Here is a 25,517-nt window from a genome sequence, read left to right as displayed (position 1 = left end):
GCGCGGAGCCGAATCATGGTCGAAAAGGAGGCTCCAAGTGCCCCGTGAAGTTCGGGATGTCGTCTTCGTCGACGGCGTCCGTACCCCGTTCGGCAAGGCGGGTGGCATGTACGCCAACACCCGCGCCGACGACCTGGTGATCCGCTGCATCCGTGAGCTGCTGCGCCGGAACCCGCAGCTGCCGCCGGAGCGGGTCGAGGAAGTCGCCATCGCCGCCACGACCCAGATCGGCGACCAGGGCCTGACCATCGGCCGCACCGCCGCCCTGCTGGCCGGGCTGCCCAAGACCGTGCCCGGCTTCGCCATCGACCGGATGTGCGCCGGCGCGATGACCGCCGTCACCGCCGTCGCCGGCGGCATCGCCATGGGCGCGTACGACATCGCCATCGCCGGCGGCGTCGAGCACATGGGCCGGCACCCGATGGGCGAGGGCGTCGACCCCAACCCGCGGATCATCGCGGAGAAGCTGGTCGACCCGTCCGCGCTGGTCATGGGCGCCACCGCGGAGAACCTGCACGACCGGGTCCCGCACATCACCAAGGAGCGCACCGACGCGTTCGGGCTCGCCTCGCAGCAGAAGACCGCCAAGGCGTACGCCAACGGCAAGCTCCAGGACGACCTGGTGCCGGTCGCGATCCGCGACGCCGACGGCGGCTGGGGCCTGGCCACCACCGACGAGGCTCCGCGGGAGACCTCGCTGGAAAAGCTCGCCACCCTGAAGACCCCGTTCCGCCCGCACGGCAAGGTCACCGCGGGCAACGCGGCCGGCCTGAACGACGGCGCCACCGCCAGCCTGCTCGCCGACGAGGCCACCGCCCGCGAGCTGGGCCTGCCGATCGCCATGCGCCTGGTGTCGTACGGCTTCGTGGGCGTCGAGCCCGAGGTGATGGGCGTCGGCCCGATCCCCTCGACGGAGAAGGCGCTGCGCATCGCCGGCCTCACCATCGACGACATCGGCCTGTTCGAGCTGAACGAGGCGTTCGCCGTGCAGGTGCTCGCCTTCCTCGACCACTTCGGCATCGCCGACGACGACCCGCGGGTCAACCCGTGGGGCGGGGCGATCGCCATCGGCCACCCGCTCGCGTCCTCGGGCGTACGGCTGATGACCCAGCTGGCCCGCCAGTTCGCCGAGCACCCCGAGGTCCGCTACGGCCTCACCGCCATGTGCATCGGCATCGGCATGGGCGGCACCGTGATCTGGGAGAACCCGCACTGGGAGGGCAACAAGTGAGCGCGCTCGCCGCACCGAACGAGGTCGTCACCAAGGCGCTGCTGCGCGCGGTACGGGTACCGGGGCTGGACAAGCCGGCCGCCCTGATCACTCTCGACAACGGCTTCGACCACACCAAGCCGAACACCTTCGGCCCGGCCGGTCTGACCAGCCTGGACGAGGCGATCACCGCCGCGCTGGCCGCCGACCCGGCGTTCATCGCGGTCACCGGCAAGCCGTACATCTTCTGCGTCGGCGCCGACATCGTCGGCCTGCCGGCGCTGGCCGACCGCGAGCAGGCGCTGGAGATCGGCCGGCTCGGCCACCGGGTCTTCGCCCGGCTCAAGGACAGCCCGATCCCGACCTTCGCCTTCGTCAACGGCGCGGCGATGGGCGGCGGCCTGGAGCTGGCCCTGCACTGCCACTACCGGACCCTCTCCGGCGGCGCGGCGGCGCTGGCGCTGCCCGAGGTCTCGCTCGGCCTGGTGCCCGGCTGGGGCGGCACCCAGCTGCTGCCGAACCTGATCGGCATCCCGGCGGCGACCCAGGTGATCATCCAGAACCCGCTGATGCAGAACAAGATGCTCAAGCCGAAGCAGGCTGCCGAGATGGGCATCGCGGACGTGCTGCTGGAGCCGGCCGACTTCCTGGAGCGGTCCCTGGAGTGGGCCGCCGGCGTCGTGCGGGGCGAGGTCACCGTGACCCGGCCCGAGGTCGACAAGGACATGTGGGCGGGCGTGCTCTACTTCGCCCGGCAGACCCTGGACCAGCGGCTGCACGGCGCGGTCCCGGCCGCGTACAAGGCGCTGGACCTGCTGGAGACGGCGAAGGACGCCGACTTCGCCACCGGCACCGCCGCCGAGGACGAGGCCCTGGCGGACCTGGTCTTCTCCGAGGAGCTGCGCAGCGGCCTGTACGCCTTCGACCTGGTGCAGCGGCGGGCCAAGCGGCCGGCCGGCGCGCCGGACAAGGGCCTGGCCCGGCCGGTCACCAAGGTGGGCATCGTCGGCGCCGGCCTGATGGCCAGCCAGCTCGCCCTGCTCTTCGCCCGTCGCCTCCAGGTCCCGGTCGTCATGACCGACCTGGACCAGGCCCGGGTGGACAAGGGCGTCGGCTACGTGCACACCCAGATCGAGAAGGCCGTCAGCAAGGGCCGGATGGACAAGGGCACCGCCGCCAAGCTGTACGGCCTGGTCAGCGGCTCGGTCGACAAGGGCGTCTTCGCCGACGCCGACTTCGTCATCGAGGCGGTCTTCGAGGACCTGAACGTCAAGAAGCAGGTCTGGGCCGAGCTGGAGAAGATCGTCAAGCCGGAGGCGGTGCTCGCCACCAACACCTCGTCGCTGTCGATCACCGCAATGGCCGAGGAGCTGGAGCACCCCGAGCGGGTCGTCGGCTTCCACTTCTTCAACCCCGTCGCGGTGCTGCCGCTGCTGGAGATCGTCCGCGGCGAGCGCACCGACGACGCCACGCTGGCCACCGCGTTCGCGGTCGGCAAGCAGCTCCGGAAGTCCTCCGTGCTGGTCTCCGACGCCCCGGCGTTCGTGGTCAACCGGCTGCTCACCCGCTTCCTCGGCACGGTCTTCGCCGCCGTCGACGCGGGCACCCCGCTGGACGTGGCGAACAGCGCGCTGGACCCGCTGGGTCTGCCGATGCGCCCGCTCGCCCTGCTCCAGCTCGTCGGGCCGGCCGTGGCGTACCACGTGGGCGGCACCCTGCACGCCGCCTTCCCGGACCGGTTCGGCGTCAGCGAGAACCTCAAGCGGATCGCCGACTCCGGCCAGCCGATCGTGGTCGACGACCAGATCAACGACGAGGTCGCCAAGCTGCTCGTGGTCGGCGACCAGCCGCTGACCGCCGAGCAGGTGCGCCAGAACGCGCTGGACGCGCTGGCGCAGGAGATCCGGCTGATGCTCGACGAGGGCGTCGTCGCCGAGGCACAGGACATCGACCTGTGCATGATCCTCGGCGCCGGCTGGCCGTTCCACCTGGGTGGCGTCACGCCGTACCTGGACCGGACCGGCACCTCCGAGAAGGTCACCGGCAAGCGGTTCCTGCCGCGCGGGGTCGCCAGCCTGCGCGGCTGACCCCTCCCGCTGCACCGCGATCGCGGTGGTCGGCACGCCCGTCACAGGGCGTCGCCGGCCACCGCGATCGCGTCTGGGGCACCGGCGCGGGCCCGCCCGGACGCCACTTGCCCCGCCCGGTCAGACTCGGACGGGGCAGCGCGGCCGGTCCACGACTCGCTAACATCACGCGTTCTCACCCTCGCCTGGAGCTGATGCATGTCCACACCGCCGGTCGACCCCTGGTCCACGCAGCCGGAGCCCGGCTCGTACCCGCCTCCGCACCAGCCACCACCGCCCTCGGGCACCGGGCCGACCCAGGCCTGGCCGCACGTGCCGCAGCAGGGCGGCCAGCCCGACGCCACCCAGCCGTACGGCCGGCCGGCCGACCCGCAGCCCACCCAGCCGTACCCGGCGTACCAGTCGGGGCAGGCGGGGGTCCACCCGCCGGCGCAGCCGGGCGGGTACCCGGGCGTGCAGCCGGACGGCTTCGCCGGCGCCCCGGCGTACGGCCTGCCGCCGGCGCCGCCGCCGGCGAAGAAGTCCCGGCTCGGCCTGATCCTGTCGCTGGTCCTCGCCGGGTTGCTGGTGCTCTGCGCGGGCGGCGGGGGCCTGGCCTACGTCGCGCTCTCCGACGACGACCCGGACCCGAAGGCCAGCTCCAGCCCCGGCGTCTCCGCCGCCCCGACCACGGCGGCCCCCGAGCCGAGCCCGTCGGAGGAGGAGGTCGAGCCGGCCCCGGACATCCGGCTGGTCACGCCGAAGACGCTGGCCGGCCGGCCGAGGAACACCGAGCCGCAGCTGCGCCGGATCGCCGACGAGATGGTCCGGGACATGAAGTCCGGGGTACGCAACGAGACCGGCGCGGTGGGCGCCTTCTACGGCAGCGCCGGCAAGCGCAACCTGGTCATGGTGGCCGGCGCCTCCGGCCCGGTGCTCTTCCCCGAGAAGGAGCTGGACGACGCCGTCGCCGGGCTGTCCTCGTCGCTGGCGGTCAAGAAGATGTCCACGGTCAACCCCGGCCCGCTCGGCGGTGTGGCCAAGTGCGGTGCCGGCAAGAGCTCCGGCATCGCGCTCGGGGTGTGCACCTGGGCCGACGAGGGCAGCGTCGGCCTGATCGTGATGTTCTTCTCTTCGGCGGCCAAGGCCAAGGCCGAGTTCGCCACCATCCGGGGTCAGGTCGAGAAGCGCTCCTGAAGCGGAAAGCGCAGGTCACGGTGGTCGGACGCCCCGTCCGGGCGGTACCGGCCACCGTGACCGTCCATCCCGGACCGACCGGTCGTGCCCGGTGCGGACGGGGCAGCGCGTGTCGGGTGGGCTGGCTAATATCACGCGTCCTCACCTGACGATCTGGAGCTGACCTCATGTCGCAGCCGCCGTCCGATCCCTACCCTCCGCAGCCGGGAAGCGGCGCGCCCTACGGCTCGTACCCGCCGCCGCAGCAGCCGGGCGGTTACCCGGCACCGCAGCAGCCCGGCGGCTATCCCCCGCCGCAGCAGCAGCCCGGGGGCTACCCGCCGCCGCAGCAGCCGGGTGCCTTCCCGGCCCAGGGCGGCCAGCCGTACGGCGACCCGAGCCTGCCGCCGGCCAAGAAGAAGTCCAACGTCGGCAAGATCGTGCTGATCTCGCTCGCCGTGGTGCTGGTGCTCTGCCTGGGCGGCGCCGCGATCACGTTCTTCGCGGTCAAGGACGAGGTCAAGGAGACCGTCGACGCCACCAAGACCCGGGTGGTCGCCCCGGCGACGCTCGCCGGTCGGGCCAAGTCGACCGAACCGGCCCTGCTCAACGGCGCCAAGCAGCTCGAGACGGAGCTGAAGAACTCCCTTCCGGACGCCACCAGCACGGTCGGCGCGTTCTACGGCACGGCGGCCAAGAAGAACCTGGTGATGATCGCCGCCGCCTCCGGCCTGAACACCAACCCGTCCAAGACCCTGGACGACACCATCAAGGGCGCGGGCCAGAGCGAGGTACAGCTCGGCGAGATGAAGAAGGTCGACGCCGGGCCGCTGGGCGGGGAGGCCAAGTGCGGCGACGCCGAGGCCGCCAACGTGCCGCTCGGCGTCTGCGTGTGGAGCGACAAGGGCAGCCTGGGCATGATCATCATCTACTTCAAGTCGGGTGACGAGGCCGCCGCCGAACTGCCCGCCATGCGCGGGCAGATCCAGCAGAAGTCCTGACCCGTACGACCTGAGGAAAGGCCCCGTCCACCGCGGTGGACGGGGCCTTCGTCGGCTCAGCCGGCCGTGGCAGCCCGCTCGGCGGCGCTGCGCAGCACGCAGAACTCGTTACCTTCCGGATCGGCCAGCACCACCCAGCCGGAGCCGTCCGGCCGGCGGTGGTCGGCGACCTGGACCGCGCCGATGCCGAGCAGGCGCTGCACCTCCTCGTCCCGGGTCCGGTCGGTGGGCTCGATGTCGAGGTGCAGGCGGTTCTTCACCACCTTCTCGTCCGGCACGGCCAGGAAGAGCACCTCCGGCCCGCCCGGGGGCAGCAGCATCGCCTCCGGGTCGCCGGGGAAGTCGTCCGGCTGACGGGGGCACTCGAAGACCTGGGCCCAGAATCCGGCCAGGGCGTACGTGTCGCGGCAGTCGATGCCGATGTTGTGGATCCGTGCACTCACGGTGTTCCTCCGCAGTGGATGGACGCGCCCCGGGTGCGTGAAATGTCAGCGGTGAACGGGGTGGGGCGCGGCATTGATCGTGGTGGACATCTGCGCACCCCCTTCCGCCCGTCGGGCCGACGCGACGATCTTGTCATCCCGGTCCGAGGGCTGACAACCCCGGTCAGCCCAGCAGCGCGCCGATCAGCGCCAGCGTCCCCATCGCGCACGCGGTGGTCACCACGACCGTCTCCCGGGCCACCACCTCGGCCCGCCCGTACTCGCGGGCGAAGATGTAGGTGTTCTGGGCGGTGGGCAGCGCGGCGCAGACCACCAGGGCCAGCAGGTCCGTGCCGGTGACCCCGACCAGCCGCCCGACCGACCAGGCGATCACCGGTTGGACCAGCAGCTTCAGGCCGGAGAGCAGGGCCACCTCCATCTTCGCGCCGCCCCCGCGCGACCCACCGCCGGTCGCCGGGACGCCCGCGGTGACCTCGCCGTCGGTGCTGCCCGCCTCGCCGTCGACCGCCGGCACCGCACGGACTGCCACGACGGCGCCGGTGGCGGCGACACCGCCGGAGGCCGGGGGGTCGGGCGCGGGCGGTCCGGTGCCGACGGGCGGTCCGGCGTGGGGAACCGGCCGGTCGCCGGCAGGCGGCCCGGCGGCGCGCGAGCCGGCGGTGAGCGAGAGGCCGAGCGTGACCAGCGCGGTCGGCACGGCCGCGGCGCCGAGCAGGGCGAGCGGAGCGCCGATCAGCTCCGGCGGCCGCCAGTGCAGGGCCGCGCAGAGCGCGCCCAGGGCCGGCCCCGCGATCACCGGATTGCGCAGCGGCAGGGTCAGCAGCCGCCCGGGCCGCCACGCCCGCCCGGCGGACCGGTCCAGCAGGACCAGCACCACCGGGGTGACCACCAGCACCTGGAAGAGCAGCACCCCGGTGAGGAAGGTGGCGTCGCCGAGCACCTGCAGCGCCACCGGGATGCCCAGGTTCGCCGAGTTGACGTAGCCGGCCGCCATCGCCCCGATCGTCGCCTCGCCGCCTGCACGGCGGCGGGTCACCGCGCACAGGACGAACGCCAGCGCCATGGTGGCGGCGGTGCTCGCCGCGAAGGCGCCGAGTGCGGGCAGGCGCACGTCCAGCTCGGTGCGGGACAGCGCGGTGAACAGCGCGGCGGGCATCGCCAGGTGGAAGACGAAGCCGCCCAGCACCCGCTCGGCCTCACCGCCCAGCAGCCCGCGTCGTCCGGTCAGCCAGCCGAGCCCGGTGAGCACCCAGATGGGTACGAAGGCGGCGAGCACCTGGGCAGCGTACGGACGCCCGTGCGGGCCGGCGTCACCGCCTCCGGTGCGGCTCCGACCGGACGACCGGCGCGGGCCGGCGTCACCGCCTCCGGTGCGGCTCCGACCGGGCGGCCGGCGCGGCGCCGCCGGAGCGGGCCGGGGTCGCCGGGCACTCGACGTCGGCGGACGGCAGCGCGACGGTCACCTCCAGGCCGCCACCCGAGCGGGCGAGCACCGTCACGGTCCCGCCGTGCGCGTCGCAGACCGCCCGGACGATGGACAGCCCCAGCCCCGAGCCGCGCGCCCCGGTCCGTTCCCGCCCGCCCCGCCGGAACGGCTCGAACAGCCCCGGCACGTCGGCCTGGTCCACCTCGAACCCGGTGTTCCCCACCACCAGCCGGGACGTCCGCCCGTCGGTGTCGGTGCGCACCCAGAGCCGCCCGTGCAGGTGGTTGTAGCGGACCGCGTTCTCGATCAGGTTGCCGGCCAGCCGGTCCAGCAGCCCCGGGTCGCCGACCACCGGGGCGGGCCGCAGCGAGGTCTGCACGCGCAGCCCGATCCGCTCCACCTCCCGGGCCATCGCGGACAGCGCGTTGGCGGTGCCGGTGGCGAGGTCGCACTCGGTACGCCGGGCCAGCCGGCGGCCGGTCTGCGCCTCGCTGCGGGCCAGCACCAGCAGCGCGTCCACCAGTCCGTTGGCCCGCTCCGAGGCGTCGCGCACCACGGTGGCCATCCGGCGGTACTCGGCGGTGTCGGCCTCGTCGTCGCTGAGCGTCACGTCGATCTCGGTACGCATCACGGCCAGCGGCGTGCGCAGCTCGTGCGAGGCGTTGGCCACGAAGCGTTTCTGCGACTCGAACGCGGCGGCGATCCGGTCGAGCATCGCGTCGAACGTGCGCGCCAGCTCGGCCACCTCGTCGTCCGCCCCGGACCAGCCGATCCGCTGGTCGAGGGTGGCCTCGCCGAGCCGCTGCGCGGTGGCGGTGACCTGGTGCAGCGGGCGCAGCGCCCGGCCGGCCACCAGGTACGCCCCGGCCACCCCGACCACGCTGATCGCCAGCAGCGCGACGAACCCCTTCAGCAGCAGCTCCTGCGAGGCGGCGTCGACGAGCTGGCGCTGCCAGTCGGCGGCGTCCAACGACCGGCCGTCGGCCAGCAGCACGGTGGTACCGGGCCGCAGCTCGTCGCTCGGACGCAGCGCGTCGCGGACCAGCAGCCAGGCCAGCACCACCAGGACCGCCCCGGCGCCGACCAGCAGCACCCCGTTGAGCAGGGTCAACCGCAGCCGCAGGGTCGGACGCAGCCGCCGGGTCACGCGCGTGCCCGGCTCACTCCTCGCGCTCACGCTGCCGCCTCAGTTCGCGACTGCGGGGCTCGCAACCCCGGCTCACTCCTCGCGCTCACGCCGCCCCCTCGGCCGTGCGGTAGCCGGCGCCGACGACCGTCTCGATCAGTGGCGGGTCGCCGAGCTTCTTGCGCAGGGTCATCACGGTGACCCGGACGATGGTGGTGAACGGGTCGGTGTTGGCGTCCCAGACCCGTTCCAGCAGCTCCTCGCTGGAGACCACCGCGCCGCGCGCCTTGACCAGCTCGCAGAGGACGCCGAACTCCTTGTTGGTCAGGTCGACCGGCGCCCCGCCCCGGGTGACCACCCGGCGGGCCGGGTCGATCACCACGTCGCCGACCTCCAGCACCGGCGGGGCGGCCGGGGTGGCCCGCCGGCCGAGCGCCTGCACCCGGGCGACCAGTTCGTCGAAGGCGAACGGCTTGGGCAGGTAGTCGTCGGCGCCGAGGCCGAGCCCCTCCACCCGGTCGGCGACGCTGTCGCTGGCGGTCAGCATCAGCACCCGGGTCAGGGTGCCGGAGGCGGCCAGGTCGGCGCAGATCTGGTCGCCGTGCACGCCGGGCAGGTCCCGGTCGAGGACCACCACGTCGTACCGGGTGACGAAGGCGGCCTCGTGGCCGGTGTCGCCGTCGTACGCCACGTCGACCGCCATGCCGCGCTTGCGCAGCCCACGCGCGATCGCGTCGGCGAGATTCCGCTCGTCCTCGACCACCAGCACCCGCATCCGGACCTCCTCGCCGACCTGCCCGACAACCTAGTGCCGGCCGCCAAACCGGCGTCACCGCCCGCCCGGGGTCGTTGCAGGAAACCTCCGGGGTACGGGATGCTGCTGGCACTGATCTACAGGGGGACGGGCCGTGACCGCGACACCGACCGGGCGGGACATCGCCTACCGGGGCTTCCGCCTCGCCGTCGACGCGCGCCTCGGCACCGGCGTCGGCGTCCGGTCGCATGCCGGCGGGCTGGAGCTGACCGACCCGGTCGACCGGCGCGAGCACGACGGCGGGACGTACGAGGTCGGGAGCTGGACCTCTCCCCCGGTGCCGGCCGGCTTCGCCGTCGCGGAGGTGGTGCCGTCCTGGACGGCCCGGACGCCGCCCGGCTGCTGGGTCGAGGTGGAGCTGCGCGGCTGGCATGCGGATGCGCCGACCACCGGCTGGTACACGCTGGCCCGCTGGGCGGAGGGCGAGGAGCCGGTACGCCGCACCTCGGTGCCGGGGCAGCGGGACCCCGACGCCCGGGTGGACACCGACACGCTGGTGGTCGGCGAGGCCACGGTGACCGGCTGGCAGGTCCGGGTGACCCTGCTGCGCCCGGTGGGCGCGACGACCGGCCCGGTGCTGCGCACGGTCGGCGCGGTCGCCTCGGGACCAGCCCGCCCGGCGACCGACCCGGCCGGCCAGCCCTCGCACGGGACGAACGGACAGACCGACGAGTCCGCGACCGGGCCGAACGCCGGCGCGGCGGCGCACGGGCCGGCGGCGGGCGCGAGTGTGGCCGGCGCGCGGGGCGTGGTGCTGGCCGTGCCTCGCTACTCCCAGCGCCGGCACGCCGTCGGGGGCGAGTCGCGCTGGGGCGGTGGCGGGGACTCCTGGTGCAGCCCCACCTGCATGTCCATGGTGCTGGCCTTCTGGGGCGCCGGGCCGCCGGCCGAGCGGTACGCCTGGGTCGAGCCGCCCGGCCCCCGCCCGGTGGTGGTGCACGCCGCCCGGCACTGCTACGACCACGCGTACGCCGGGGCCGGCAACTGGGCGTTCAACACCGCGTACGCCGGGCTGCACGGGGTGGAGGCGTTCGTCACCCGGCTGCGCTCGCTGGCCGAGGCGGAGGCGTTCGTGGCCGCCGGCGTGCCGCTGGTGGTCTCCGCGGCGTTCCGTGCCGGCCAGGTGCCCGGGCTGGACTACGACACCCGCGGGCACCTGATGGTGCTGGTCGGCTTCACCGAGGCCGGCGACCCGGTGCTCAACGACCCGTACGCCCCGGACGACGCGTCGGTACGCCGGATCGTGGACCGGGCGCGCTTCGAGGCGGCCTGGCAGGACGGCAGCGGCGGGGCGGCGTACGTGGTCCACCCGGCGTCGGTGCCGCTGCCCGCGCCGCCCGCCCAGCCGAACTGGTGATCAGCCGCCGAGCCGCCACACTCCCTGTTCACCGTTCGCCCGCCAGCAGACGACGGTGCGACCCCGGTGCGTGCAGAACTCCCACCCGCCGGGCAGCACGTCGCGCGGCCGCACCTCGCCGGTGCCGACGTCCAGCTCACCGAGGAGCTGCCGGCCGCCGGAGACCGCCCGGGTCACCAGCAGGGGCCGCCCCACCAGCCGGCCGCCCGAGGTGTCCGCGCCGACGATCTGCCACGGCCCCAGCTCGCTGCGCACCCGACCGGTGGCGGGGTCGAGCAGCGCGAAGGTCTCCGGTCCCCCGCCGGAGTTGACCGCCAGCAGGCGGTCGTCGACCAGCCAGAGCGGCGACCACCGGTCGTCGGCCCACCGCAGCCGACCGGTGGTGAGGTCGAGCACCCGGACGCCGCTGCGCTGCCCCAGGCAGACCGCGTCGCCGCAGGCCTGGACGAAGGGGGCGGCCGGATCGAGCGGCCTCCGCCAGCGGAGATCCCCGGTGTCGAGGTGGTAGGCGGCCACCTGCCCAGAGCCGGCGTCGGTGAGCAGCGCGTCCCCGACGACCTGAACGGTCTCCCGCATCGGGCCGCGGGCCGGCGGGATCCGGAAGGTCCGGCGGAGCTGCCCGGTGATCCGGTCCCGCACCTCGACCCGGCCATCGTGCGCGACCAGGACGATCTGGGTGATCCCCCGGTCGTCGTAGCGGTAACCGATCGCGCCCGGGCCGATGGCGGCCGACCAGCGCGGCGAGCCGGAAGCCACGTCCACGCCCCGCACGGCGACCCGGTCGGGCTCCGCGTCCTCCAGCAGCAGGCCGCCGTCGCCGGTCGGCACCGCGACGCCCGGCTGGCGCCACCGCACCCGGCCATCGGTGTGGTCGAGCACCGCCGACACCGGCTCGCCGCCCGGGTCGGAGGTGACCGCCACGTCCCCGCCCACCTCGGTCAGCACGACCAGGTGGTGCCCGGCGGGCACCGGCGACCGCCATCGGATCCGCCCATCCTCAAGCCCCACCGCGGTGAGCTCCCGGCCCATCAGGGCGGCGGTCGGCACGGAGCGGACGAACAGGTCGTCGCCGACGAGCTGACCGGGGTCGGGCCCGGCCGGCACGGCCACCCGAACGGGCGGCGGCGATCCGGGCGCCGCTGCGGCCAGGCCCAGCAGGGCCAGGAGCGCGACCAACGCGAGCCGCACCGGGCGGCCGACCGGACGAGGCGGTCGGGGTGGCCGGACCGGTTCGACGTCATGGCCCACCTCGCCCAGGTCGATGACGGTCACCGGTCCAGCCGCCAGATGCCGAAGCCGCCGCCACTGCGGCGGCACAGCAGCAGTCTCGCGTCGGCCTGGCAGTCGCCGGTCACCCCGGCGAGCACGTCGAGGACCCGGGTCCGGCCGCCGGCGACGTCCAGTTCGGCGACGAACAGCCGGTCGCCGTCGGCGGGCCGTACCCCGATCGGCCGGCCCTCGGCCGGATACCGGCCGGACACCTCCCAGGTGCCCAGGTCGGCGACGGCCTGCCCGGTGGCCGTGTCGAGGACCGCGAAGGAGTCCTGCGCGCCGCTGCCCGGGCCCCTGACCAGCATCCGGCCCTCCCGCTCGATGAGCGTCTCGTGCCAGCGGGTGGCGCGCCACCGGACGTCCCCGGTGGCCCGGTCCAGCGCCCACATCCCGCCGGTCTGCCCGTACGCGCAGAGCAGCGGCCCGCAGGCGGCGAAGTAGGCCACCAGTCCCAGCCGGATCTCCCAGCGCCGGTCCAGCTCGTCCAGGCCGTACGCCGTCACCAGGGCGGCGGTGTCCCGGACCACCAGCAGCAGCTCGTCGACCGACTGGCTCCGCTGGTAGACGGGGAGTTCGCCGGGGCGGATGTCGGCGGCGCGCAGCCGCGCCCCGCTGCGGGCGTCCCAGACCTCGACCTGCCCGGAGGAGGGGCTGGCCACGATGCGATCGACGCCGTCGGGCCGGACCCGGAAGGTGGTGGCCTCCACCGGCGTCGCCACCGACCAGGCGACCCGCCCGGTGGCCGGGTCGACGGAGCTGACCCGCCCCGGCTCCTCACCCCCGGTCTCCAGCGCCAGCAGCGCGTCCCCGGCCGGTGCGACGTGACCCGGCCGCTCCCACCGGAGCCGCCCGGTGCCCAGGTCGAACGCGAAGGCGCGGCGCGGCCCGTCGAGCGAGCCGCCGGTGACCAGCACCACGTCCCGGTGGACGAAGACCGCGCCGTCGGTGCCGGCGGCCGGCAGCGGCGTGCGCCACAGCGGCGCGAGTGGACCGTCGCCCGCTTCCGGCACGGCGTACGCGGTCAACTGACCGCCCCGCCCGGCGGGCGCGTCCGCCGGCTCCATCAGGAACAGCCGGTCGTCCCGGAGGAAGGCCGTGGTGGCGGACCGGGCCGGGACGGTGAAGCCGGCCGGCGCCGCCACCGGGGCCGCTGAGGCCAGCGAAACCAGGGTGAGCACGAGCAGCGCCGCCACCCGCGCCGGACGCCCGACGGTGGTCGGCGGACGCCGGGGCGGTTCCGGCGCCGACTCCTCGCGGACGTCACCCAGATCGATGAGCGCCACGCCCGACCTCCCCCGACCGCCGGCTGCCGGCCGCAGCACGCCCTGCGGGACGCCCCACCGGCCCGGCGGGTGCGGCGCGTCACCGCCTGTACGATGGCCCGTCGTGGCTGTGCCGGTGGTAGATCCCTCGTTGAACCAGACGTCCGCGCCCGAGGCGGTCGAGCCCGTCGCGGCCGATCCGGCACGGCGGCCCCGTCGGCGCCCGAGCCGGGCCGACGTCCTGGCCATCGGAGCCTATGTGCTGCTCGGCGTTCTCGTGTGCCTGAACTACTGGGTGGACGTGCAGCACCGGGTCTCGTCGCACCTGCCGACCGACCACAGCTGGTTCGAGTGGCTCTTCTCGCACGGCGCGTACTCGGTGCGCCACCTGGAGAACCCGCTGTTCAGCGCCCGGCAGAACGCCCCGGACGGGGTGAACATGATGGCCAACACCTCGCTGCTGGGCATGACCCTGCCGCTGGCGCCGGTCACCCTCCTCTTCGGTCCGCAGGTGACGTACGCGCTCTACCTGGGCGGCGCGCTGGCCGCGACCGCGGGCACCTCGTACTGGATGCTGTCGCGCCACCTGGTGCGCTCGCGGGCGGCGGCCTTCGTCGGCGGCGCCTTCCTCGGCTTCGCGCCGGGCATCGTGCACCACGCCAACGGGCAGCCGAACTTCGTCTCCAACTTCCTGCTGCCGGTGATCGTGGCCCGGGTGCTGCGCCTGGGCGAGCCGGGCCGGTGGCGGCGCGACGGGGTCGTGCTGGGGCTGCTGGTGGCGTACCAGATCTTCATCAACGAGGAGATGCTGCTGCTCACCGCGCTGGCCTGCCTGGTGGCGGTGCTGGCGTACGTGGTGCAGCGACCTCGCGCGGCGCGGGCCCGGGCCGGCGGTTTCCTGGCCGCGCTCGGCCTCGGCGGCGGGCTGGCCCTGCTGCTGACCGCCTACCCGATCTGGTACCAGTTCAACGGCCCGCAGTCCTACCGGGGGTTGCAGGGTGGGGTCTTCCACAACTGGGGCGAGGACCTGATGGCCTTCGTCACCTTCGCCCGGGACACCGTGGCCGGTGACGAGGCGGTGGAGAAGACCATCGGCCTGACCGAGCAGAACACCTGGTTCGGCTGGCCGCTGGTGCTGGTGGCGCTGGTCGCCCTGGTGCTGCTCTGGCGTCGCTCGTTGCCGGCCCGGATCGCCGGCGTGCTGGTGCTGGTCTTCACCGTCGCCGCGATCGGCCCGAAGGTGCGCTTCGACGGCGTGGAGACGACGGTCGACGGCCCGTGGGCGTACATCCCGGACGACCTGCCGCTGGTGGAGATGATGATGCCGACCCGGCTGGCCCTGGTGGTGGCCGCGGCGGTCGGTGTCCTGCTCGCGCTCGGCTGGGACGCGGCGGCGGGTTACGGCCGCGCCCGGGTCCCCGCGCCCCGTGCGGCGGCCGACGACGCCGGCACGAGGGCGGCGACCGCCAGGCCGGCGCGGCGGCGCTGGGTCCGGCCGGTCGGGTACGCGGCGATCACGCTCGCCGTGCTGCCGCTGTTCCCGCGCCCGCTGCCGGCGCAGCCGGTGGACCCGCCGCCGCACTTCATCACCGCCGGCGGCTGGCGCCCGTACGTCCCGGCGGGCCGGACCCTGGTGCCGGTGCCGATCCCGAGCAACGTGCACGGCCTGCCCACGCTGCGCTGGAGCGCGCTGACCGGGCACGAGTTCCCGGTGCCGGGCGGCTACTTCATCGGGCCCAACCTCGACGGTGAGGGGGTCTTCGGCGCGCCGAACCGGCCCACCAGCACCCTGATCTACTCCAGCATGGACACCGGCACCGTGCCGGCGCTGACCGAGGAGAACCGCCGCCAGGCGGTCGAGGACCTGCGCTACTGGAAGGCCTCGGTGGTGGTGCTCGGCGCACACCCGCGCGAGGCGGTGCTGCGCGAGCTGATGACCGGCCTGATCGGGCCGGCGCAGCGGGTCGACGACGTGTGGCTCTGGGACGTGCGCCCGCTGGTCGGCTGACCGCCCACCCGGCCCGCCGAGGGCGGGAAGGTCAGGCGGTACGGACGGTCAGTGGCCGGACGTCCCAGACCCAGACGTCCAGCTCCCGCTTCGCCGGGCCGACCAGCTGCTCGACGGTGCGCCGCAGCGGCTCGGCGTGCTGGTGGCCCACCGGCAGCACCAGGACCGCCGCGTTCCAGTGGCGCAGCTCGTCCAGGCTACGGCGGCGCTGCCGGTCGTCGAGCTTGGGCGTACGCCCGGTGGTGGCGACCTCGTCGAGTAGTTCGCCGATGCCGCTGGGCCGGCCGCCGAAGCGACCCGGGTCGCCGGTGTTGCCGTTGCGTGGGGCGAGGAAGTAGCCGCCGGGGATCTTGAAGTCGAGGTTGGTGGAGGCCGACCACCGCATCCCGTGCGTGTTGCCCATGCTCGGCACGGGCACCGGCACCAGCGTCTGGTCCGGGCCGACGTACTGCCGCCAGCGGTCGGCGGTGATGAAGGTCGGCACCGGCGGGCGGGAGGTCACCTTCAACGGCATCGGCACGATCGGCAGCAGCGCGAGCACCAGGGCGCCGACGGTGACCGTCTTCGCGTGCCGCCACTCGAGGCCGCGCAGCGTCCACGCCCGCTGCACGGCCAGCGCCAGCAGCATGCCGATCACCACGCTGGTGATCAGAGCGAACCGGGTCGGCACCACCGCGTCGAGCAGCGGCAGCCGGACCAGCAGGTCCCACGGGCCGGTGAAGAGGTCCCGGTCCCACCAGGACACCCGCTCGCCGAGCGAGAGCACGGCGAAGAAGAACCCGGTCGCGGCGAGCGCCCGGACCAGCACCTCGCGGCGCAGCCAGACCACGATGCCGACGGCGAGCAGCGACAGGCTCCAGCCGAAGAAGGCGTTCTCCTCGGAGTAGTTCGGCGCCAGGTTGACGTTCGCCCGCTCGTTGCCGCCGAAGGTCGGCGAGCCGGGGGCGAAGAAGGCGGCGATGTCGTTGCCGTAGTCGCGGACCGCGTCGCTGAGCCCGTGGTACGCCATCGGCCCGGCGAACTGGATGTAGAGCGGGTACGCCAGCAGCGCCCCGGCCAGCACCGTGCACACCGGCAGCCCCTTGGCCAGCGGACGCCAGGCCACCGACCACAGCGCCGGGCGCTGCACCACCATCGCGGTCAGGAAGACGCCGCAGGCCAGCGCGGTGAAGAGCAGGATCTCCTCGTTGATGAACGCCTGCACGGTGACCAGCAGCGCCAATAGCGCGCCGTCGCGCACCGGCCGGGTCGAGCGGGTCAGCACCATCACCCGCCAGACGATGAACGGCAGCAGGAACTGGGAGATGATGTTCGGGTGCCAGTTGGCGTGCGACAGCATCGCCGGTGAGAACCCGCAGAACCAGGCGCCCACCGCGGCGGCCAGCCGCCGGCGGACCAGGTGCCGGGAGAACACGTGGTACCAGGCGGCGGCGGTGCCGGCGAGGCCCAGGGTGACCAGCACCACGAAGGACACGGCCGGTCCGAAGAGCAGGGTGACCGGCACCATCGGGATGCCCAGCGCCAGCACGGCCGTGTTGGCCATCAGGTTGACGCCGTCGGGGTAGTTGAACTGGTCGGTGAAGAACGGGAACTCGCCGTGCAGCACCACGCGTACCGAGTGGGCGAGGAAGAACTGCACCTGAGCGGGGTCGCTGCTGTAGAGCGAGGCGACCCGGCCGGCCGGGTCGACCCAGAGCTGGCTGGTCACCCAGAGCGCGACGAGCAGGAAGATCCCGTAGACGGCGAGGTCCTTGCGCCGGGCCGTCCAGCGCCAGCGCCGCGCGGGCGCCGGCGCACTGTCGCCGTCCGCCGCCGCCGGCCGTTTCCCGGGTACGCCCCGCGCCGGCGCGTCGACGGCGGGCGCCGTCGGGGCGGGCGCGTCCACGGCCGGTGCCGTCGGGGCGGGCGCGTCCACGACCGGTGCGTCCACGGTCGGCGCTCGGCCGGCCGGCGTGTCCACGGTCGGTGCTTGCCCGGTCGACGCGGTGGCAGCGGGTGCCTTCGCCGCCGGTGTGTCGAGGACCCGTGCCGGGAACGCGGTCGCGGTCGCCGTGGCGCCGCGGGCGGAGCCCGGAGAGGCGTCGGGGTCCGGTGCGGAGGCGCCACGGGGCTCGACAGACGTCACAGTCGGCGGAGTCTACCGGAGCCGGAGAATAGCCCGAAATTCACACTGCTGTCCCTTGTGGCCGTCGGACACGGCCGCGAGGCGCTCCCCGACCGTTGCGTACCATGTGGGCTTCCGGCAACGACGGCGAGGCGATCGGGAGGCGTACAGGTGGCTTCAGTCCGCCGCCGCGGCACGACGGCCACCGCACTGCTCACCATGGTGCTGGCCGCGACCGCCTGCGGCCCGGTCGCCGACCGGGGGGCCCGCGAGCTGCGGGTCGGCTACGACAGCCTGGACGGCACGTTGCCGGTCTGGCCGCCGCGCGGCTCGCTCGCCGGGGACGCCGCCGCGACGCGGGCGGTGACCGAGGCGGTACGCGCCTGGCGGTCGCCGATCGACGACCGCGCCCACCTGCCCTCCTCCGGCATCCTCTTCTCCGGCGAGGTCGACGGCACCCGGCTGGCCCTGGTCGCCGCCGACGTGCCCGGCGAGGGCGCGTCCTGGCTGCTCCAGCTCACCGGCGACGGCGGCCGGTACACGGTGACCCGGGCCAGCGAGTACTCCGACCCCGGCTACCTCGCCTACGCCGACGTCCTGCCGGTGCAGCTGGCCGACGGCCGGCGCTACCTCACCTCCGGGCGGGTGGAGCGCCTGCTCGGCCCGAACGGTCGGGCGCTGGTGCTCACCGACGGGCTGAGCCGCCCGGTGCGCGTGCCGGCCTGCGCGGCCGTGCCGGTCACCGCGACGCTGCGGGCCACCGAGTCGCTGCCGCGCGGTCGCGCCGCCGAGCGCCTGCTCGACCTCGGCACCGCCACCGCCGAGCCGCGCTACCCGCTGGTCCGGGACGAGACCGGCTCCGGCCGCCGGGCCCTGGACGGGCTGGACACCTGCGTGCTCGCCGACGAGCGGGGCCCGTTCGGCAGCGTCCCGCGCCGCATCGGCGACCGGGACGCGCCCCGCTCGGCCCCGGAGTCGTGGCCGATGGAGAAGGTGAGCGTCCGGGCGATCGGCGAGATGGCGCTGGGCGGCGGCGACCCGGGCGACCTGGAGCAGCTCACCTGGGAGACGGACGCCGGCACGATGACCGCGGTGGTCTACCGGCCCGCCGACGGCGGCACCCCGGTGGTCTCCCCGGCGGACCGGTCCAACCCCCTTCAGACGTACGTGCTGCCGGTGCCCGGGCAGCCGCTGGTGGTGCTGACCTGGCGGGGCACCCGAGACGCCTCGCTCTCGGTGCCACCGGGCACGCCCCGGCTGGTGGACCGCCCCGGCCTGGCGGTGGTGCCGATGCCGGCGGCGAAGCAGACCTTCAGCCTGGCCGGCGCGGAGAAGACCTACTACCGCTCCGTCGGCGGCCGCTGACCCACCGCCCCGCCCTACACCGCCGGTCCCGCTCCGCACCGCGTGGGCTCGATCGACTCCGTGTCGCCGGAACGGCGGTATGAGCACGACCGGGACACCGCCACGTCGCCGACACGGAGTCGATCACGCGGTCAGGACACCCCCACCTCGCCGACACGGAGTCGATCACGCGGGCGACCGGCACCCGGAGACCGGGCCGGAGACGACGGCGGGCGGCCCCGCGAGTGCGGAACCGCCCGTCGGGTCGGACCGGTCAGTTGGGGCTGGCCTCGCTGGCCGGCAGCCGGACCGGCTCCACCGGCTCCGCGTCCAGGCCGGAGATCCAGCCGATGACGTTGCGCGCCACGTCCTGCGCGGTGAGCCCCAGGTCGCTGAGGATCTGCGCGCGGGTGCCGTGCGGGTGCCAGCCGGCGGGCACGCCGAGGTCGCGCAGCGGCACCCGGACGTCGGCGTCCCGCATCGACTGGGCGAGCGCGTCGCCGACGCCGCCGACCCGGACGCCGTCCTCGACGGTGACCACGAGCCGGTGCCCGGCGGCCAGTTCGACCAGCTCGGCCGGGACCGGGCGGACCCAGCGCGGGTCGACCACGGTCACGCCGTAGCCCTGCTCCGCGAGGCGGGCGGCGACCTCCATGCCCAGCTGGCCGAAGGAGCCGACCGCGACCAGCAGCACGTCGGTACGCGCCGACTCGGCCAGCACGTCGACGCTGCCGATCCGGCGTACGGCCGGCAGGTCGGCGGCGACAGTGCCGGTCGGGAAGCGGACGATGGTCGGGCCGTCGTCGACGGCGACGGCCTCCCGCAGCTCCTCGCGGAGGCTGGCGGAGTCGCGGGGCGCGGCGATGCGCAGGCCGGGCACCACGCCGAAGACGGACATGTCCCAGATGCCGTAGTGGCTCGGCCCGTCCGGCCCGGTGATGCCGGCCCGGTCGAGCACGAAGGTCACCGGCAGCTTGTGCATCGCCACGTCCAGCAGGACCTGGTCGAAGGCGCGGTTGAGGAAGGTCGCGTAGACCGCCACCACCGGGTGCAGCCCGCCCATCGCCAGGCCGGCGGCGGAGGTGGCGGCGTGCTGCTCGGCGATGCCGACGTCGTACACCCGCTCGGGGTGCTTGCGGGCCAGGGTGGCGATGCCGGTGGGCTCGGCCATGGCGGCGGTGATGCCGACCACATCGGGGCGCTCGTCGGCGATGGCCACCAGCTCGTCGGCGAAGACCTGGGTCCACTTCACCGAGGGGGCGGCGAGCAGCTTGCCGGTCTCGGCGTCGAAGGCGCTCGGGCCGTGCAGGCAGTCCGCCTCGTCCTCCTCGGCGGGGCGGTAGCCGTAGCCCTTGCGGGTGACCGCGTGCACGATCACCGGGCCGCCGAAGTTCTTCGCGGCGCGCAGCGACGACTCGACGGCGGCGATGTCGTGCCCGTCGACCGGGCCGACGTACTTGATGCCGAGGTCCTCGAACATCGCCTGCGGGGCGACCGCGTCCTTGATGCCCTTCTTGACCGCGTGGAGCACCTCGTACATCGGCTTGCCGACCAGCGGGGTGGAGCCGAGGGCGTCCTTGACGGTGTCGAGGACCTTCTCGTAGCCGGGGTTGAGCCGCAGCGAGGAGAGGTGGTCGGCGAGGCCGCCGATGGTCGGCGAGTACGACCGACCGTTGTCGTTGACCACGATCACCAGCGGGTTGCCGGCGGTGGCGATGTTGTTCAGCGCCTCCCAGCACATGCCGCCGGTGAGCGCGCCGTCGCCGACGACGGCGACCACGCTGCGCTGCTCGCCGCGCAGGGCGTACGCCTTGGCCAGCCCGTCGGCGTACGACAGGGCGGTGGAGGCGTGCGAGTTCTCGATCAGGTCGTGCTCGCTCTCGGCCTGGCTGGGGTAGCCGGAGAGCCCACCGCGCTGGCGCAGCTTGTCGAAGCCGTCCTGCCGCCCGGTGAGGATCTTGTGCACGTACGCCTGGTGGCCGGTGTCGAACAGGAGCCGGTCGCGGGGAGAGTCGAAGACCCGGTGCATCGCCAGGGTGAGCTCCACCACGCCCAGGTTGGGGCCGACGTGCCCGCCGGTACGGGAGACCTTGGCGATCAGGAAGTCACGGATCTCGGCGGCGAGGATGTCCAGCTGCTCGGCGGTCATCCGCTTGACGTCCTGCGGACCGCGGACGGCGCCCAGCAGCCGACCGTGGTTGGCCGTGCCCTCTTCAACACTCATGAGCGAAGAGTCTATCGGCCGCCCGCCGCACCGCAGCTCGGCCGTGGATCATCCCAGCTGGTTCCCAGGTTCAGGGCTCGACGACCAGCCGCCGGGGCGGCGTCGGCGGGGTGGCGCCGTGCAGTGGCCCGGCCGGCGTCCAGGCGCCCAGCACGGCCGCCCGGCGGGCGCCGGTGACCGAGGGGATCGCCCCGGGCAGGCCGTGCCAGGAGAGCCAGCCGAGCAGGGCGAACGCGTACGCCTCCTTGGCCTGCGCCGGCACGCCCAGCTCGTCGGTGGTGCGCAGCCGCCAGCGGCCCTCGGCGAGTTCGACCAGCCGGAACATAAGTGTGGGATTGCGCACCCCGCCGCCGGCCGCGACCACCTCGGTCACCCCGTGCCGGGCGCACTCGGCGGCCACGGTCGCGGCGGTCAGCACGGTCAGCGTGGCGAGCACGTCGTCGGGGGCCACCGGCTCGCCCAGGATGGCCAGCTGGTCGTCCAGGTAGCCGCCGTGGAACAGCTCCTTGCCGGTGGACTTGGGCGGCGGCGCGGCGTAGTACGGCTCGGCGAGCAGCAACTCCAGCAACCGCGGATGCACCCGGCCAGCGGCCGCCCGGGCCCCGTCCAGGTCGCAGGGGCGGTCCAGGAAGCGCCGGGCCGCCGCGTCGAGCAGCGCGTTGGCCGGGCCGACGTCGTACCCGAGGACCGGCGCGCCCGGGGCGACCACCGTGAGGTTGGCGATGCCGCCCAGGTTGAGCGCCGCCCGCGGCCCGCCGGCCGCGTCGAGCAGCAGCGCGTCGAAGGCCGGGACCAGCGGCGCGCCCTGACCGCCGGCGGCGACGTCCGCCGAGCGCAGGTCCGCCAGCACGGGTACGCCGACCCGGGCGGCCACCCGCGCCGGCGCGCCGAGCTGGAGGGTGCCCCGGGTGGTGCCGTCCTCGACCCAGTGGAAGACGGTCTGGCCGGGCGAGACCACCAGGTCGGCGCGCCCGCCGGCCAGCTCGACGCCGAGCGCGGCGGCGGCGGCGAAGACCTCGCCGAGGGCGTTGTCCAGCCGGCAGACCGCCTCGATCGTGGTGGCCGCCGGGGGCAGCAGCGCGCCGATCGACTCGCGCAGGGCGTCGTCGTAGTCCAGCCCCCGGTGCCCGAGCGGACGCATCCGCAGGGTGTCGCCGTCGGTGGTGAACTCGGCGGCGACCACGTCCACCCCGTCGTACGAGGTGCCGGACATCAACCCGACGATCTTCATCGGGTCAGGCTAGTCACTGCCCGGGCGGCAGGAACAACCCCACGCACTCGACGTGCTGGGTCATCGGGAACAGGTCGTACCCGCGCAGCCCGGCGAGCCGCCAGCCGAGCCCGGTGAAGGTGCGCACGTCCCGGGCGAAGGCGGCCGGGTCGCAGGCCACGTACGCCACGGCACGCGGCCGGGCGGCGACCACGTCCCGTACCACCGGCGCGCCCGCGCCGGAGCGGGGCGGGTCGAGCACCACCAGGTCGACCGGGCCGGTGACCCGGCGGCGGGCCAGCGCGGTCTCCACCCGGGCGGCGACCACCTCCACCCGGGGCAGGTCGGCCAGGTTCTCCCGGGCGGCGGCGACCCCCTGCGCGGAGGACTCGACCAGGGTGATCCGGGCCTGCGGGCCGACCCGGCCGGCGAGGGCGGCGGCGAAGAGGCCGGCCCCGCCGTACAGGTCCCAGGCGGACTCGCCGGGGCGCGGGTCGAGCAGGTCGAGCACCGCCCCGACGAGGGTGTCGGCGGCGGCGGGGTGCACCTGCCAGAAACCGGCGGCGGGCAGCGTCCAGTCCCGGCCGGCGGCCACCTCGCGGACGGCCTGCGGCCCGCTGACCGGAGTGGCCACCCCCTCGGTGACGGCGGCGACGCTGACGTCCCCGCCGGTGGAGGCGACGGTCTCGACCGCCTCGGCGTCCGGCCAGCGCGCGCCGGACGGGGTGAGCACCGGCAGCTCCCGGATCGCCGGGTGGGCGATCAGGCAGCGGTCGATCGGGACGACCTCGTGCGAGCGGTGCTTGAGCAGCCCGGCCCGGCCGGCGGCGTCGACGGCGTACCGGACCCGGGAGCGCCAGCCGAGCGGCCCGCCGGGCAGCGCCTCGACGGCCACCCCGAGCGCGTCCACCTCGGCCTCGGTGAGCCCGCCCAGCCGGACGAGCTGCTCGCGCACCACCGCGGTCTTCCAGTCGAGTTGGGCGGCGGGGGTGACGTGCTGCAGGTCGCAGCCGCCGCAGCGGCCCGGCTTCGCGTACGGGCAGGGCTGCTCGACCCGGTCCGGGGACGCGGTCAGGATCTCCACCGCGTCGGCGCGGGCGAAGCCCTTGTGCAGCTCGGTGATCTCGGCCATCACCCGCTCGCCGGGCAGCGCGTGCCGGACGAAGACCACCTGGCCGTCGACCCGGGCCACGCAGTGACCGCCGGGGGCGACCGCGCCGACGGTCAGCTCGACCCGCTCGGCCTCCTCCAGCGCGCGCCGCTCCGCCGTGCCCGGCAGGCCGCCGGTCGGGTCGGTCACGGCCGGTCCCCGCTCGACGGGCCGCTCTCGCCCGGCGGGGCGGAGACGACCGGCGGGACGTTCGGCGGCAGGGTGCTGCGCGGGGCCACCCGCGGTCCGCGGGCCGGGGTCCGGCTCAGCGTGGCGTCGAGGCGGTCCAGGTTCTTGCTGGCGGTCGAGGCGAGCTGCCACGGCACGCTGGTCACCATCACGCCCGGCTCGAAGAGCAGCCGCCCCTTGAGGCGCAGCGCGCTCTGGTTGTGCAGCAGGTTCTCCCACCAGCGGCCGACGACGTACTCGGGGATGAAGACGGTGACCACGTCGCGGGGCGACTCCCGGCGGGTGTTGGCCACGAAGTTGAGGATCGGCCGGGTGATCTCCCGGTACGGCGAGTCGACGACGGTCAGCGGCACCGGCACCTCGCGCCGCTCCCACTCGGCCTGCAACTGCCGGGTGTCCTTGTCGTCGACGTTGACCGTCACGGCGGTGAGCGTGTCCGGCCGGGTGGCCCGGGCGTACGCGATGGCCCGCAGGGTCGGCTGGTGCAGCTTGCTGACCAGCACGATGGCGTGGTTGCGGGCGGGCAGCACGCCCCGGACCTCGGTCGGCTCCAGCTCGGCGGCGACCCGGTCGTAGTGCCGGTGGATGGCGAGCATCACCAGGTAGATCACCGCCATCGCGGCGATCGCGATCCAGGCGCCGAGCAGGAACTTGGTGAGCAGCACGATGATCAACACGGCGCCGGTCATCACCATGCCGAAGGTGTTGATCGCCCGGGACCGGATCATCCGCCGCCGCGCCTCCGGGTCCCGCTCGGTGCGCAGGTACCGGTTCCAGTGCCTGATCATGCCGGCCTGGGAGAGCGTGAACGAGACGAACACCCCGACGATGTAGAGCTGGATCAGGCGGGTCACCTCGGCCTGGAAGCCGACGATCAGCACGATGGCGAAGACGGCCAGGAAGACGATGCCGTTGGAGAAGGCCAGCCGGTCGCCCCGGGTGTGGAACTGTCGGGGCAGGTAGCGGTCCTGGGCCAGGATCGAGCCGAGCACCGGGAAGCCGTTGAACGCGGTGTTCGCGGCCAGGAAGAGGATCAGCGCGGTCGCCCCGGCGACCACGTAGAGCAGGATCGAGCCGGAGCCGAAGACGGTCTCACCGAGCTGGGTGGTGACGGTCTTCTGCACGTAGCCCTCGGGGCCGGAGACGATCTGCAGCTCCGGGTTCTCCACGAACTGCAGGCCGGTCAGCCGGGACAGCCAGATGATGCCGACCAGCATGGTGACCGCGATGGTGCCGAGCAGCAGCAGGGTGGTCGCCGCGTTGCGGCTCTTGGGCGCCTTGAACGCGGGCACCCCGTTGGAGATGGCCTCCACACCGGTGAGCGCGGCGCAGCCCGAGGAGAAGGTGCGCAGCAGCAGGAAGACCAGGGCGAAACCGGTCACGCTGTGCTCGGCCTGGATCTCCAGCCCGGCGCTGGGCGCCTGCAGGTCGTCGCCCAGCACGAAGATCCGGACCAGCCCGGTGAGGATCATTCCGACCATCACGATGATGAAGCCGTAGGTGGGGATCGCGAAGGCGGTGCCCGACTCGCGCAGACCGCGCAGGTTCATCGCGGTGAGCAGCACCACCGCGACGACCGCGATGAGCACCTTGTGGGTGGCCACGAAGGGCACCACCGAGCCGAGGTTGGCCACCCCGGAGGAGACCGACACCGCGACGGTGAGCACGTAGTCGACCATCAGCGCGCTGCCCACGGCCAGGCCGGCCCGCGGCCCGAGGTTGACGGTGGCCACCTCGTAGTCGCCGCCGCCCGACGGGTAGGCGTGCACGTTCTGCCGGTAGCTGGCGACCACGGTGAGCATCACCACGACGACCGCGAGGGCGATCCACGGTGAGAAGAGGAACGCCGACGCCCCGGCGATCGACAGCGTCAGCAGGATCTCGTCGGGCGCGTACGCGACGCTGGAGAGGGCGTCGGAGGCGAAGACCGGCAGGGCGATGCGCTTGGGAAGGAGGGTGTGCTGGAGCCGGTCGGACCGGAACGGTCGACCGACGAGGAGTCGCTTCAGCAGCGAGGTGGGACTGGCCACAAGCGCTAAGGGTACGACCACCGCGCGCCGACCGTCGGGGGTGCCTGATCACCACCCCGCGCACCCGCGCGGTACGGTCGGTCCCCCGTCGGCGCGGCGGACGTG

At 74.4% G+C, this 25,517-nt stretch carries 18 protein-coding genes; 7 read left to right on the top strand and 11 right to left on the bottom strand.

Annotated elements, in window-relative coordinates; all coding sequences use genetic code 11:
- The first annotated feature begins 37 nt into the window (after nt 1–37).
- The 4 genes from FHX75_RS25485 to FHX75_RS25470 all read left to right on the top strand — a co-directional run bounded on the left by FHX75_RS25485 (nt 38) and on the right by FHX75_RS25470 (nt 5,453).
- Entirely contained in the window at nt 38–1,231 is a 1,194-nt protein-coding gene (locus FHX75_RS25485; RefSeq protein WP_154942886.1) for a thiolase family protein, read from the top strand.
- Nucleotides 1,228–3,297 carry a 3-hydroxyacyl-CoA dehydrogenase NAD-binding domain-containing protein gene (locus tag FHX75_RS25480; protein WP_154942885.1) on the top strand — a complete coding sequence of 690 codons (2,070 nt, stop codon included), beginning with the start codon at nt 1,228–1,230 and terminating at the stop codon, nt 3,295–3,297. The genes FHX75_RS25485 and FHX75_RS25480 overlap by 4 nt, the downstream gene beginning before the upstream one ends.
- A gap of 198 nt (nt 3,298–3,495) precedes the next feature.
- The gene (locus FHX75_RS25475) at nt 3,496–4,473 is read left to right on the top strand and encodes a hypothetical protein (RefSeq protein WP_154942884.1); all 978 of its coding nucleotides are present in this window, start codon (nt 3,496–3,498) and stop codon (nt 4,471–4,473) included.
- A gap of 167 nt (nt 4,474–4,640) precedes the next feature.
- Nucleotides 4,641–5,453 carry a hypothetical protein gene (locus FHX75_RS25470; protein ID WP_154942883.1) on the top strand — a complete coding sequence of 271 codons (813 nt, stop codon included), beginning with the start codon at nt 4,641–4,643 and terminating at the stop codon, nt 5,451–5,453.
- 56 nt (nt 5,454–5,509) lie between these two features.
- Here the strand turns inward: FHX75_RS25470 and FHX75_RS25465 are convergent, their stop codons facing one another.
- The 4 genes from FHX75_RS25465 to FHX75_RS25450 all read right to left on the bottom strand — a co-directional run bounded on the left by FHX75_RS25465 (nt 5,510) and on the right by FHX75_RS25450 (nt 9,223).
- Nucleotides 5,510–5,896 carry a VOC family protein gene (locus tag FHX75_RS25465; protein WP_154942882.1) on the bottom strand — a complete coding sequence of 129 codons (387 nt, stop codon included), beginning with the start codon at nt 5,894–5,896 and terminating at the stop codon, nt 5,510–5,512.
- Between the two features lie 163 nt (nt 5,897–6,059).
- Nucleotides 6,060–7,172, bottom strand: a complete 1,113-nt coding sequence (locus FHX75_RS25460; RefSeq protein ID WP_154942881.1) for an AEC family transporter — start codon at nt 7,170–7,172, stop codon at nt 6,060–6,062.
- Between the two features lie 82 nt (nt 7,173–7,254).
- Nucleotides 7,255–8,469, bottom strand: coding sequence for a sensor histidine kinase (locus FHX75_RS25455; RefSeq protein ID WP_425463540.1), 1,215 nt, complete (start codon nt 8,467–8,469; stop codon nt 7,255–7,257).
- An 85-nt stretch (nt 8,470–8,554) separates the two neighbouring features.
- The gene (locus tag FHX75_RS25450; protein ID WP_154942880.1) at nt 8,555–9,223 is read right to left on the bottom strand and encodes a response regulator transcription factor; all 669 of its coding nucleotides are present in this window, start codon (nt 9,221–9,223) and stop codon (nt 8,555–8,557) included.
- Between the two features lie 133 nt (nt 9,224–9,356).
- On the opposite strand from FHX75_RS25450, the gene FHX75_RS25445 reads away from it, so the two are divergent.
- A complete protein-coding gene (locus tag FHX75_RS25445) occupies nt 9,357–10,619 on the top strand; it encodes a C39 family peptidase (protein WP_154942879.1) in 1,263 nt (420 codons plus the stop codon).
- Here the strand turns inward: FHX75_RS25445 and FHX75_RS25440 are convergent, their stop codons facing one another.
- Both FHX75_RS25440 and FHX75_RS25435 read right to left on the bottom strand, forming a co-directional pair.
- Nucleotides 10,620–11,891 (bottom strand): outer membrane protein assembly factor BamB family protein, encoded by a 1,272-nt coding sequence (locus FHX75_RS25440; protein WP_154942878.1) that lies wholly within the window; start codon nt 11,889–11,891, stop codon nt 10,620–10,622. It abuts the gene before it with no gap.
- Nucleotides 11,888–13,174, bottom strand: a complete 1,287-nt coding sequence (locus tag FHX75_RS25435; protein WP_154942877.1) for an outer membrane protein assembly factor BamB family protein — start codon at nt 13,172–13,174, stop codon at nt 11,888–11,890. Before FHX75_RS25435 ends, FHX75_RS25440 begins: the two co-directional genes overlap by 4 nt.
- A 115-nt stretch (nt 13,175–13,289) precedes the next feature.
- Between FHX75_RS25435 and FHX75_RS25430 the strand changes: the two genes are divergently transcribed.
- Entirely contained in the window at nt 13,290–15,161 is a 1,872-nt protein-coding gene (locus FHX75_RS25430; RefSeq protein WP_211364602.1) for a DUF6311 domain-containing protein, read from the top strand.
- A 31-nt stretch (nt 15,162–15,192) separates the two neighbouring features.
- Here the strand turns inward: FHX75_RS25430 and FHX75_RS25425 are convergent, their stop codons facing one another.
- Complete coding sequence (locus tag FHX75_RS25425; RefSeq protein ID WP_246158601.1) at nt 15,193–17,091, bottom strand: DUF6311 domain-containing protein; 1,899 nt, start codon at nt 17,089–17,091, stop codon at nt 15,193–15,195.
- A gap of 345 nt (nt 17,092–17,436) precedes the next feature.
- Between FHX75_RS25425 and FHX75_RS25420 the strand changes: the two genes are divergently transcribed.
- Entirely contained in the window at nt 17,437–18,630 is a 1,194-nt protein-coding gene (locus FHX75_RS25420) for a hypothetical protein (protein WP_154942874.1), read from the top strand.
- Between the two features lie 253 nt (nt 18,631–18,883).
- Here the strand turns inward: FHX75_RS25420 and dxs are convergent, their stop codons facing one another.
- The 4 genes from dxs to FHX75_RS25400 all read right to left on the bottom strand — a co-directional run bounded on the left by dxs (nt 18,884) and on the right by FHX75_RS25400 (nt 25,412).
- On the bottom strand, nt 18,884–20,833 hold the full coding sequence (dxs, locus tag FHX75_RS25415) for a 1-deoxy-D-xylulose-5-phosphate synthase (RefSeq protein ID WP_154942873.1): 1,950 nt from the start codon (nt 20,831–20,833) through the stop codon (nt 18,884–18,886).
- Between the two features lie 70 nt (nt 20,834–20,903).
- Complete coding sequence (locus FHX75_RS25410) at nt 20,904–22,064, bottom strand: anhydro-N-acetylmuramic acid kinase (protein ID WP_154942872.1); 1,161 nt, start codon at nt 22,062–22,064, stop codon at nt 20,904–20,906.
- A gap of 13 nt (nt 22,065–22,077) precedes the next feature.
- Nucleotides 22,078–23,343: a class I SAM-dependent RNA methyltransferase gene (locus FHX75_RS25405; protein WP_246158597.1), complete on the bottom strand. Its 1,266-nt coding sequence runs from the start codon at nt 23,341–23,343 to the stop codon at nt 22,078–22,080.
- Entirely contained in the window at nt 23,340–25,412 is a 2,073-nt protein-coding gene (locus FHX75_RS25400) for an APC family permease (protein ID WP_154942871.1), read from the bottom strand. Before FHX75_RS25400 ends, FHX75_RS25405 begins: the two co-directional genes overlap by 4 nt.
- Nucleotides 25,413–25,517 lie beyond the last annotated feature (105 nt).

Source organism: Micromonospora palomenae (assembly GCF_007829925.1).
GTDB lineage: Bacteria > Actinomycetota > Actinomycetes > Mycobacteriales > Micromonosporaceae > Micromonospora > Micromonospora purpureochromogenes.
The sequence above is the reverse complement of the archived record's forward strand: the minus strand, read 5'-3'. Positions and strand labels throughout refer to the sequence as shown.

Excerpts from the sequence above, each read along its gene's own strand:
- FHX75_RS25475 (WP_154942884.1), top strand. The coding sequence starts at position 3,496 with ATGTCCACACCGCCGGTCGACCCCTGGTCCACGCAGCCGGAGCCCGGC.
- FHX75_RS25470 (WP_154942883.1), top strand. The coding sequence starts at position 4,641 with ATGTCGCAGCCGCCGTCCGATCCCTACCCTCCGCAGCCGGGAAGCGGC.
- FHX75_RS25450 (WP_154942880.1), bottom strand. The coding sequence starts at position 9,223 with ATGCGGGTGCTGGTGGTCGAGGACGAGCGGAATCTCGCCGACGCGATC.
- dxs (WP_154942873.1), bottom strand. The coding sequence starts at position 20,833 with ATGAGTGTTGAAGAGGGCACGGCCAACCACGGTCGGCTGCTGGGCGCC.
- FHX75_RS25410 (WP_154942872.1), bottom strand. The coding sequence starts at position 22,064 with ATGAAGATCGTCGGGTTGATGTCCGGCACCTCGTACGACGGGGTGGAC.